This is a genomic window from Mycobacterium sp. NGS40 (genome assembly GCF_059812735.1).
The window spans coordinates 1-11,611 of sequence record NZ_JCALDG010000049.1 but is presented as its reverse complement, the minus strand read 5'-3'; the positions used below and the strand labels follow the sequence as shown (position 1 = coordinate 11,611).

Annotated in this window: 8 protein-coding genes and 1 pseudogene; 8 read left to right on the top strand and 1 reads right to left on the bottom strand. The window is 62.6% G+C overall.

Features of this window, described 5'->3' with window-relative positions; all coding sequences use genetic code 11:
• From AC5Y5O_RS30990 to AC5Y5O_RS30980, 3 genes and pseudogenes are all read left to right on the top strand, one after another.
• A pseudogene (locus tag AC5Y5O_RS30990) lies at window positions 1–881 on the top strand (ATP-binding protein); the annotation flags it as partial.
• A 190-nt stretch (window positions 882–1,071) separates the two neighbouring features.
• On the top strand, window positions 1,072–2,715 hold the full coding sequence (locus AC5Y5O_RS30985; protein ID WP_500028683.1) for an SbcC/MukB-like Walker B domain-containing protein: 1,644 nt from the start codon (window positions 1,072–1,074) through the stop codon (window positions 2,713–2,715).
• Between the two features lie 19 nt (window positions 2,716–2,734).
• Window positions 2,735–3,958: a Wadjet anti-phage system protein JetD domain-containing protein gene (locus tag AC5Y5O_RS30980; protein WP_169718162.1), complete on the top strand. Its 1,224-nt coding sequence runs from the start codon at window positions 2,735–2,737 to the stop codon at window positions 3,956–3,958.
• 762 nt (window positions 3,959–4,720) lie between these two features.
• On the opposite strand, the gene AC5Y5O_RS30975 is transcribed toward AC5Y5O_RS30980, so the two are convergent.
• A complete protein-coding gene (locus tag AC5Y5O_RS30975; RefSeq protein WP_084163687.1) occupies window positions 4,721–5,926 on the bottom strand; it encodes a cytochrome P450 in 1,206 nt (401 codons plus the stop codon).
• Between the two features lie 976 nt (window positions 5,927–6,902).
• On the opposite strand from AC5Y5O_RS30975, the gene AC5Y5O_RS30970 reads away from it, so the two are divergent.
• The 5 genes from AC5Y5O_RS30970 to AC5Y5O_RS30950 all read left to right on the top strand — a co-directional run.
• The gene (locus tag AC5Y5O_RS30970; protein WP_243394247.1) at window positions 6,903–8,867 is read left to right on the top strand and encodes an acetoacetate--CoA ligase; all 1,965 of its coding nucleotides are present in this window, start codon (window positions 6,903–6,905) and stop codon (window positions 8,865–8,867) included.
• Between the two features lie 33 nt (window positions 8,868–8,900).
• Complete coding sequence (locus tag AC5Y5O_RS30965; RefSeq protein ID WP_084163685.1) at window positions 8,901–9,848, top strand: fumarylacetoacetate hydrolase family protein; 948 nt, start codon at window positions 8,901–8,903, stop codon at window positions 9,846–9,848.
• Complete coding sequence (locus AC5Y5O_RS30960; RefSeq protein ID WP_036473930.1) at window positions 9,845–10,303, top strand: nuclear transport factor 2 family protein; 459 nt, start codon at window positions 9,845–9,847, stop codon at window positions 10,301–10,303. Before AC5Y5O_RS30965 ends, AC5Y5O_RS30960 begins: the two co-directional genes overlap by 4 nt.
• Complete coding sequence (locus AC5Y5O_RS30955) at window positions 10,296–10,682, top strand: cupin domain-containing protein (RefSeq protein ID WP_036473929.1); 387 nt, start codon at window positions 10,296–10,298, stop codon at window positions 10,680–10,682. The genes AC5Y5O_RS30960 and AC5Y5O_RS30955 overlap by 8 nt, the downstream gene beginning before the upstream one ends.
• A gap of 17 nt (window positions 10,683–10,699) precedes the next feature.
• Window positions 10,700–11,611: amidohydrolase family protein (locus AC5Y5O_RS30950; protein WP_500028682.1), on the top strand; the 912-nt coding region annotated here is incomplete at its 3' end.

The following is an 11,611-nucleotide window of genomic DNA, read 5'->3' as shown; positions in this document are numbered from 1 at the left end:
AGCAGTTCGTCCGCGACTACATGCTCGACACCCCGGAAAGCGTCACCGGCATCCGTGATGCGGTCGAGGCGATCACCCCCCTGGTCGATGCCCGTAAAGCGTTGGGGGTGGCGCAATCCAAGCGTCGGGTCCTTGGCGACATCGAGCTCATCCACGACCGCTATGTGACCGAGTCCGCGCAGCTGGCCAGCATCGGCATCGTCGACAAGCAGATGGTGCACGACTGGGTCGACGAACTGCGCCTGGCCGCGATCGGACCCGAGGTCAGCGTGCTCGACGCCGACATCGAGCGGATCGGCGCTGAGCGCGATGAGTTGAATTCTAAACACCGTGTGCTGATCCGCACCCGTGACGAACTCACTGCCCGCATCGCTGCGGCCGGGTCTGGATTGTCAACGCTACGCCACGAACTCGCAGTAGCCGAAGACCGCGCCGACACGACCTCGCGGCGCCGCCACGATTACGACACCCAGATCTTCGACCTGGGTTGGACCGCGCCCCAAGTGCAGTCCGCCGACGACTTCGACACCATGCGCGCCATGGCACAGACCGAAATCGTGCGGATCGCCGAGGAGCTCAAGGCACTGCGGGAACGGTTGGCCAACGACGAGGGCCCGCGACGTGTGGCGGCGCGCGACCAGATGACGGCCGCCCGCGAGGAACTCGCCCGCGTTGAGCGGCTCGGAACATCGGTACCGGCCAACGAAGACCGCATCCGCGGAGAGATCGCGGCGGCGCTCGGCGCCCCGGCCAAGCAGCTGCGGTATGTGTGCGAGCTGCTCGACCTCAAGACCGAATACGCGCCGTGGCGCGCGGCGGTTGAAAAAGTTCTGCGTTCCACAGGGCTGGTGTTGCTGGTGCCCGACCGCTACCACCGGTGAGGTGCTGCGCTACGTCAACGACCACCACATGCGGGGCCTAGTTCGCCTCGAGCATGTCCCCGCTGGCGGCGTCGCCTCTGTCGCGCCGCAGGCGGGCACGTTGGCTGAATGCCTCGGGCTGACCGACCCGGGGCATGAAAGCGCCGGTACAGCAATGCGATTGGTTGCCAAGGTCGGCGACTTTGTCCGCGTGAGCGGGACTGATGAATTCGCCCACCATCGCCGTGCGGTCACCCAAGAGGGACTCTATAAGGAGAACGAGACCCGCTCGGTCAAAGACGACCGCGCCACACTGTCAGCCTCCCAGTACATCTACCAGGGAGACATCGCCGCCAAGATCGCCGCACTCCGAATCGAACTCGAGGAAGCCACCGCGGACTTCGAGGCCAGCGACGCTGCAATGACCGAGCTGCACGACACGATTGAGTCGCTGTCGGTCAGCAGAGACCGGTGGAACAAGCTGCACGTGAGCTTCACTATGTTCAGCGACATCGACGCCGGGGGCGCCGACGCCGAGGTTCGCCGGCTTCGAGAGCAGCTCGAGGCCCTCGAGGCCGCGAACCCCGATCTGGCCAAGCTGGAAGACCAGGCCGAAGAGCTGCTCACGCAGAGCAGCGCGCTGACCGGGCGGATCAGCATCCTCACCGAGCGGGAAACAGTGAGCGACGATCGACGCACCAAGCTGCTGGATCTGCAGGAGATACTCAAACCCGGTGTCGTCGGCGCGAGCGCGCGGGCCGCGCTCGAGACCTATCGGGCGCAACTGTCGATCCCCCTGGAGATCCTGGCACCCGCCCCCTACAAGGCCGAGCTCGTCCGGACCATCGAAAAAGACCAAGGCACGCTGCAAGATTCGGTCAACCGATTGACCGCCGAGCTCAAGCGGATCATTAGCAACTTCGATGCACAGTTCGAAGATGCAATCCCCAACAACAGCGACGACCTCAACGAGAAGATCCACGACTACGTGGCTTTGTGCCGGCGCATCGATGACCGCGAACTGCCCCAGGCCCATGATCGGATGCTGCGGCTGATAACCGAACAAGCGCCCATGGCTGCGCTGCACCTCTACCAGAAAGCCGAGGAAGAAGCCCAACACATCGAGGAGCAGATCGCCCGGGTGAACCGTGGTTTGGGATCGGTGGAATTCAACCGCGGCACACGGCTGTCGCTGCACGCCGACCCCAAGAAGCTGACTGCCGTTACAGATCTGCACGAACGGGCCCGGCGGATCTCGGGGCGCTCGCTGGCGGTGTCGATGCGCGATGAGAAGGCCACCCACGATCAGTACCGCGACATTCTGGATCTGCGGAACCTGCTGGCCTCCGACAGCGCTGAGGCCCGTCAGTGGACGCGCGACGCCCTCGATGTACGGAACCGCTTCACCCTGTACTGCGCTGAAACTGACTCCACGACAGGTGAACTGATCCGCACCTACAGCAATGCCGGCGCCAATTCCGGTGGTGAGCAGGAAAAGCTGATGGCGTTTTGCCTGGCTGGGGCGTTGAGTTTCAACCTGGCCGATCCTTCCACGAGCGACAACAGGCCGGTGTTTTCACAGCTGATGCTCGACGAGGCGTTCTCGAAATCAGACCCGGTGTTCGCCGATCAGGCGCTCTCGGCGTTCCGTAAGTCTGGGTTCCAATTGTTGATCGTGGCGACCGTGGAAAACACCACCACCATCCAGCCCTACATCGACAGCGTGGTCATGGTGTCCAAGCGCGACACCCCCGGCATCGAACCGATCGCCTCCACCCGCACCGTGACCGTGCGGGAATTCGCCGAGATCAGCCACGAGCTGGCCGGCGCACCGGCAGCCGCCACGGTGCGGTGATGCCGAGATGATGTTGTCGGTGGAGACCGCGATCCGTGAACTGCGCCGGCGTTGCGCCGACTTATGGCTGCACTGGGCACTCGGGCAAGACGGGCCGTGGCCGCTCAAGCTGACCCTGAAGGCCCCCCAGGGCACGTCGTTCGACGACCACGTCATCGCCGCCACTGCCTGGGCCGGCACCTGGCGCTCAGCCATCGATGAGCATCGCATACCCGGCCGGCTCATCACTGCCGCGCGCCGCGCTCGCCGGCTGGGCACCCACGAGCTTCCCATCACATGGGTGATCGATGACCTTGACTCCGCGCTCGCGATCGCCGACCCTGAGATCGTTGCCTCGTATGAGCTGGCGGCCGGCCGATTCGCGCAGGCCCTGGCCACTCCGGAAATCGCGTGGAATATGCTGAGCGACATCCCTTTTAAGTCTGGCAAGACCATCGCTGGCCTCGATGACGCCGAGTGGGCGACCGCGCTCACCGTGGTCACCCACCTCGTTGCGGTCGGGCCCGGCGATGCGACCGTGCTTCGCCAGATCCGCATACCCGGCGTGCACAGCAAATGGATCGAGCAGAACGCGACCCTGCTGTGCGCGATGCTCGGCACCGATACCGACTCCGAGGGGGCTGATCCACTGACGCGACTCATCGCCCGCCTGGGGCTTGACGCCAAGCAGACACGCCTGCAAGTGACGTTGGCCTGCCCGAAGCTACGCGCCCAAGCCGCGGGGTTGCGGCGCTTTCACGCGACCATCCCCATCCTCAACGACACCGTGTTGGCGCCGGCGATCATCGCCATTGTAGAAAACGAAGCTCCCGGTCAGACCCTCGACCTCGATCTCGGCGGGGTTGCGGTGATCGGCGGTCTCGGTAAGGCCGCACCAATCTTGGCCCAGCTAAACTGGATTCACACTGCCGAGCGACTTGTGTATTGGGGCGACATAGACCGCGCTGGGATCTCGATACTCGCGTCGGTGCGCCGGGCCGGGCTGCCGGTGTCCAGCATCCTGATGGACGAGACGGTCCTCGACGCCCATCGCAGTGCCTGGCACACTACCGCCACCCAGCAGGCCACAGACACAATCCCTGTCGAACTCACCGATACCGAAGCTGCTCTATATCAGCGGCTCAACGCCTACCACCATGAACATGGTCGCGAACTGCAGCTCGAACAGGAACATCTGCCGAAACCACTGGTAGACGACGTCATCCGGGAATCGACAGTGGCTTCAGCAGATCTGCCCACATAGCGCCGCGGCAGCGAAGGAACCTTGCGTCGACAGACTGTGCGCGTAGTGGTTGTCGAACGTGATGGTGACCGGCCTGTCCTCGCCCATCATCGACAGCCAAGACCAAGACCAAGACACACCCGAATACGTCCTGCGCGTGCCAGCGATAATGAAAGAGGTTGTGCACGTAAATATTTGAGTGCTGATGGATAATCGTCATTATCCATGAACAAGAACGCCGTCTTCGGCAGATGAATCAGCGACGTTTCAAGCGTGGGCAACTCTGGCGGGACACTGAGGGTCGACGAGCTAATCGCTTGCCGCACAACGGCCTTCTAGTTGACAAGAAAAACTATCTTCAGTAGCAGCCGCCATAGTGTCGACCCCAATCACTCTCAGCAGCAGCGCGTTCACATACGACTCAGACGACGCGGTACCGGAGCCCATAGTTGCACCCACGGCCGTGATCCTCGCTCAGAGCGGGGCTGCCATCGTCGCGCCGCCGGCTCCTGCGACCTCAGCGGTACGGGCTCATCTGATCGAGGACCTGCGCCGCGATGTCCACGATCGCTTGCGCCTTGACTACATCCTCGCGCCACCGCCTTCGTCGCCACTTACGGCCACCCTATCGACGTCGTGCATGTGTCCGACGAGCAGTATGGAAGCAGTCTTGCCGCCGCCGCTTGCCACCCGAATCCGTCAGAACGCTAATCGGATTTGGGGGCTAGCATTCGCGCCAGCTAATTGAGACCCGGCTCGGCGACACCCAACGGATACCGGCGTCTAATGGTGTGCGGTAAATGTCACGGGCAACCGGTCGATCATGTAAAGATTGCCGCCGCTCCAAAGCCGGGTGAACGGCTCCTCGGTGTTCAGACTCAAATCGGGGAGCTCGGCCAGCACGATACGCAGTGTGGTTTGCAATTCCTGTCGGGCGAGTTGGGCACCCACGCAGGTGTGGATGCCGAACCCGAACCCGAGGTGCGGGTTCCTTGAGCGGTCGACATCGAGCGATTCGGGATGATCGAACACAGCTGGATCCCTATTGGCGGCAGCGTAATTGAGCATCACCTCCGACCCTTGCGGAATCGCGACACCGCCCACCTCGACGTCGCGGGTGGTTTGGCGGAAGAACCCATGCAGTGGGGTGTCCAGGCGCAGGGTTTCTTCGATCATCTTCGGAACAAGATCGGCGTGGTCGGCTAAACGTTGGCGCAGCTGTGGATCAGAGGCCACATGCAACAGCATGCTGCTCATTGTCGATGAGGTGGTGTGGTGCCCGGCGATCAAGAATCCAATGAGTAGGTTAACGATCTCGGCGTCTTCGAGCAGGCGGCCACCGTCGGTTCCATCCACGGTGCCAATGCCCAAACGGGTCAGGAAGTCGTCGCGCGGATGCACACGGCGATGATTGACCTCGTTGAGGCAGAACGCTGCGAAATCGCCGAGGGCTTCGGCCACCGCCGCCGGGTCGCCGGTGGCATCGAAGGCAGCGAGGGCGATGCGGCGGATCTCCTTGGCTCGCTCGGGCTCGTGGATGCCGATGAGCTCGCAGATGCTCAGCACCGGAAGCGGATCGGTCAGTTCAGTCACCAGGTCAGCGTGGCCACGTCCGGCGAACGCGCCGATGAGGGTGTGAATGTGTTGCTCGAGGCTCTCGGCGAAAGACTGGTAGGTGCTGCGCCTCAACACTTCTCGATACAAGCCGCGCCAGAAATCGTGCTCGGGCGGATCAAATTCGATGGCTGCCACCCGGAACGGAGCCTTGGGTAGCATCATGCCGCCGGCCGAGCTGAAGTCCTCCCAGTGAGACGCGGCGTCCTTGACATCATCGTAGCCAGCCAGCATGTAAAAGCTGCCGAGCGCGGCGCTGTGAGCCACCGCGCAGCCAGAGTGCAGTTGCGGATACAGCTTCCACATCTCCTCAACAGTGGATTCGTGGTGGTTGAACTGGCCCATCTCCATCGGACAGCTGCTGGTCTCAAGCATTCGACTATCCCTTCGGCTTCTCGTGCGGGACCACAACTAACGACCACCGTGTGGATGTCGTCGGGATGAGCCCGCTTCCGATCGATGAGGCCGGCAACGGGTGCTGTTAAGTGCGTTGGGCTGTTGGTGCCAATACGGGTGGCCCTGAGCGCGCCACGGGAAATAGCCATCGTCGAGCCATGGATTTGCACCCTCACCCCGCCATTCGATCGAGCCTCTGCGCCCTCGGCCGTGCGTCGCACCCCGCTGCGCAGTCAGATGTGCGATACGACAAGCGCCGGAAAAACACGTGTCGACCCCATCTGCAGGGTTGACACCGCCCTCGAACGATCCGCGGCCACCGGTCACGACAATCACATTGCTCAGACTGTATGCAGTATTCGGCGAGCTGGTCAAGATCTCAGTCAGCGCCTCTCGGCAGGTACACACGGCTATACGATCACAACGGGTACTTTGAGCGCACTTGATTCATGGTGATGGCTCGAATGCGGGCCGACGGAGCGTCAGTTACCCTCAGTTGTTCTGTATGCAGACGCGTGCCTAGTATTCGTTACCAATGAATGACGGGGACTTTGATTTAGTGGCTGTGAGGGTCACGGCCATCCCTCGCCCAGCCGGGGGCCGCATTTCATGTTTCGATGATTGATCGTCTGACATTTCGATGGACGAAGGTGTCGTCCGTGCGTGTCGGTCCCCCGCACGCTCGCCACCGACGGCGCTGGCTGTCGTCGTCGGGAGCGCCTCGCCTCGTTTTATGCGCAGCACCGCTTCTCCTATCTGTATACATACAGACCGATACTGGGACGGGCCAACCATGGCAATCGGGCCTTGACACGGTGCGGAGCCTGCCTCTTTGTATGACCGCGCTTGCAACTCCGCTTGAAGCTGCATACAGTTTTTCTTCGAGTAGGAGAGGGAGAACTGAACAATGCTCGTGGACGACGGTCGCGCAGCTTCACCGCCAGGAGACGCCATAGTGTGGACCCCGTCTGCGGCTGTGCGCCGTGATTGCGGCCTGGCGGACTACCTTGAGTGGCTTGAGGTGCGCACAGGCCGGCACTTCGGCTCGTATCGCGCCCTGTGGCAGTGGTCGGTCGACGAACTCGACGAGTTCTGGACATCTATCGACGGTTTCGAGGGACTGGGCCTTGTCGAGGGCGGCCACCCGGCGCTGGTCCAGGCGGTGATGCCGGGGGCGCATTGGTTTCCCGGTGCCAGCATCAACTACGCCGAGCAGATCTTCCGCCGCGCGCTCGGACCTGATGAACACGCCCTGATTTGCGTATCCGAAGACTCGGTCAACCGAGTTTCGTGGCGTGAGCTACGCCGGCAGGTGGGCTCTCTGGCGGCCACCTTACGCAGTTGGGGCGTCACCAAAGGTGATCGCGTGGTGGGATATCTGCCCAACACCGCCGAGGCGATCGTCGCGTTCCTCGCTTGCGCCTCCATCGGCGCGATTTGGTCAGTGTGCTCACCAGAATTCGGCACCGCCGCAGTGTTGAACCGATTCGGGCAACTCCGACCGAAGGTGCTCATCGGCGCAACACAGTATTCCTACGGCGGCAAGCCGCGCAACCGCGTCCACGAATTGCGCCATATCGCCTCATCACTGGACACCGTTGAACAGGTTATTACCGTCGGCGGCATCGGCGACGGAGATCTTGACCGGGCCGTAACAGACTGGACTGACACGATCCTCGGCGAGGAGCCGATCGAATTCGAAGAGGTCGACTTCGACGACCCGTTGTGGGTGTTGTTCTCCTCAGGCACGACCGGACTGCCCAAAGGAATCGTCCACGGCCACGGTGGCATCGTTCTGGAACACCTCAAAACCTTGCGGCTGCATTGTGACCTGCGTGCCGCAGACCGATTTCTCTTCGTCGGATCGACCAGTTGGATGGTGTGGAATCTGATGGTCTCTGGCCTGTTGATCGGCGCCACACTGGTAGTGGTCGATGGCAGTCCGGCTCACCCGGACCTGGACCGTATCTGGCGGCTAGTGGCCGAGGAACAGGTCGCCGTGCTCGGGCTCGGCGCCGGACTGATCAAGTCCTACATGGCAGCCGAGCAACAACCGGGACAAACGTTTGACCTCTCCAGGCTACGGACGCTGACCGTCACCGGATCCCCGCTGGGCCCGGAGGGATTTTTCTGGGTGCGCGACAACGTCAATACGAATACCTGGCTGGCCTCGTGTAGCGGGGGTACCGATATCTGTTCAGCATTCGTTGGCGGCGTACCGCTACTACCGGTGCGGGCCGGGCGCATCCAGGCGCCCAGCCTTGGGGTGGCGGTGGCGGCCTGGAACCCTGACGGCAATCCCGTAATTGGGGAGCCCGCAGAACTGGTGGTCACCAAGCCCATGCCATCCATGCCGCTGTATTTCTGGAACGACCCCGACGGAAAGCGTTACCGCGACGCCTATTTCCGCATGTTTCCCGGCGCGTGGCGCCACGGTGACTTCATCGAATTCGATACGGATCTCAGTTCCATCATCCATGGCCGCTCGGATTCGACGCTCAACCGGCACGGAGTCCGGATGGGATCCGCTGAAATCTATTCGGCGGTCGAACAACTCCCCGACGTGGTGGAGGCCCTAGTCGTCGGGGTCGAACTGGGCACTCAGTATTACGTTCCGCTGTTCGTTCACCTACGCGCCGGCGTCGACCCGCAGCTAGCAAAGCAGAGTATCGAGGCCGCAATTCGATTTGCTCTTTCGCCGCGCCACCTGCCCGACGAGATCGTCGTGATGCCGGGGATTCCCCACAACCGGATCGGCAAGAAACTCGAAGTTCCCGTGAAGCGAATGCTGCAGGGAAGCGAGCTAGCGCAGACGGTCGACCCGGGATCGGTTGATGACATCGACCTTCTGCGGCGCTACGAACAGTTCGCGCGCACACGCACCAACCAACCGACTCAGTCCGCAAACGCGGACCGATGAGACACCGCATTCTCACTCAGAAAAGGACATGACGTGCGTTTAGCAACCTACGACGATGGCCATGGCCCGCGCCCCGCACTTCAACGCCGCGCCGGCTCGGAGTTGATCGACATCGCAGCCCTGGCCGAATTGGCAGGAGTGAATGGCCTCGACGGCGCCAGCCCAGACATCACCTCGGTCCTACAGGCCGGCCCGGAGATGGCCCACGAGCTGCTGGGACTCTACGACAAGAACGAAGAGCGGCTGCGCGCCCTATCCGCAGTCCACCCGGTGGAGTCGGTGACACTGCTGCCGCCGGTACTTAAGCCCGAGAAGTTCATCTGCATCGGCCTGAACTATCACGACCACGCCGCCGAAACCGGCCAGTCAGCTCCCAAAGAACCGATGTTCTTCGCCAAGTTCGCCAACTCGCTGATCGGTCACGGCGCCACCATCACCCCGCCGGCCATCACGAATCAAGTCGACTACGAGGCCGAACTCGCCGTCGTTATCGGCAAGCGCGGCAATAACATCGCCGTTGATGAGGCATTGCAGTACGTCGGCGGAGTGATGGCGCTCAACGACGTCAGCGCACGCGATCTGCAGCTGGCCAACCAGCTGTGGACGGGAGGCAAGGCCATCGACACGTTCGCGCCCGCCGGACCCACGTTGGTGATCCTCGACGAGATCAACGACGTGCAGAGCCTGCCGATCAAGGCGCGAGTCAATGATGTTGTCGTGCAAGACTCCAACACCGCAAACATGATCTTTTCCGTCGCTGAACTGGTCTGCTACCTGTCGCGGATCATGACCCTGGTCCCCGGCGACATCATCGCCACGGGCACACCCGCGGGGGTTGCCCACGCGCACGGCCCAATGACGTTCCTGCACAGCGGCGACACCGTGGAGATCGACATCGCCGGAATCGGCGTACTGCGAAACCCGGTGGGAGAGCCGGTCGGCTCTTCGCCGCTCCCGCAGGAAGCGGGAGCGGCATCGTGACCTGGATCGACGGCGCCCTTCCCGACGCGGACCGACGTGCCATCGAAGACCTGATCGTCGAACATGCCTGGCTTCTCGATCATGGCCGATGGCACGATGTTGCCCAACTCTATGTCGATGACGGCACCCTCACGCTGGGCGCGCACACACTGGTCGGGCGCGACCAGTTCCACAAATGGGCCGACACACGGGCAGCCAATTCCGCACGCCAAACCCATCATCAGTGCACCAATATCCGCCTGCGGCCCGACGAAGAGGGCGCCTCGGGCACAGTGATGCTCGTGTTGCACGTTTCTGACAGCGGGCAGTCACCATACGTCGACTTCATCGGCGAATACCGCGACCGTTACGCACGAGATAACCACGGACACTGGCGCTTTGGGGCGCGGGTACTCCACCCATTGGCGGCGGCCGCAGACCAGCAACAATCAGCGACAGGAACCAACAATGCCTAACCGTGTCATCCACGCTCGACTCGACACGCTTCCCACCGAAAGCCTGGCCGGCGGGGCGCTGGTGCGCACCGCCGTACGCGGTGACCAGTCGCTGATCACCATCAACTGGTTTCACCCTGGCCACTCAGTCCAGACACCGCCGCCCCATTCCCACCCATTCGACCAGGTCAGCTTCGTCTTCTCAGGAAAGATCGGATTTGACGTCGACGGTGAAGTGTATGAAGTAGCCGCCGGCGAGGTGCTCCACATCCCGGCTGACGCGCCTCACACCGCGTGGCTCATCGGCGATGAAGTAGCTCTCAACGTCGATGTTTACGCACCCGTGCGAGACGACTACCGCCACCTCGTCGCGCACCAAGCCGATGCCTTCAACGACTAGCCCACACCCGGATCTCGGTGAGTTCAGCACCTAGTACGGGCGCAAACAACAAGCCCGCCACGGTGATCCGGGGCGGACTGTTGTTGACGCAGGATGAAGCCACTGGCACCATCGTCGGCGACATCCGAGTCGTCGACGGCCGCATCCACGCGATCGGCGACATCGGCGACCAACCCGCGGCGCGAGTCATCGACGCGACGGGCAAAGCCGTCCTGCCCGGATTCGTCGATACCCATCGCCACACCTGGCAAGGCGCTTTCCGCCTCATCGGCTTCGGCTGGGACTTCCCTACCTACCGACGCAATGTCCAGCTCACCTGGGGACCACAATTCACCCCGAACGACGCCTACATCGGTGAGCTCGTGGGCGCGCTGGCCGCCATCAACTCGGGCATCACCACCATTCGCAGCGAGTCCCACATTCAGAACAGTCCCGCCCACTCCGACGCCGTTATCTGCGCCCTGCGCGACTCCGGAATACGCGCGGTGTTCGCCCACGGCTGGCCATCGGTCGACTCCGACGCCTGGATGCTTAACAGCACCCGTCGGCACCCCCCCGACATTGTGCGGATCCGACACGAAATCCTGAGCAACGACCAAGATTTGGTGACACTGAACGCGATGCTACGCGGGCCGGACATGAGTCAACCGGATGTGGTCGTCGATGACCTTGCGATCGCGCGCAACCTGGGCGTGCGCGCCAGCATGCACATCGGTTGGCAACCGGGCGGCATCCGCCAACTTCACGACGCCGCGCTGCTGGATGCAGACCTGCTGTTCATCCACTGCTGCGACTCCACTGACGACGAGTTGCGCATGCTCGCCGATGCAGGAGCCAGCGCATCGGTAGCCTCGACCATCGAGTTGAGCATGCCGGGCCTTGGGTTACCCGCTACAGATCGACTGCTGGCTACCGGATCTCGCCCTAGT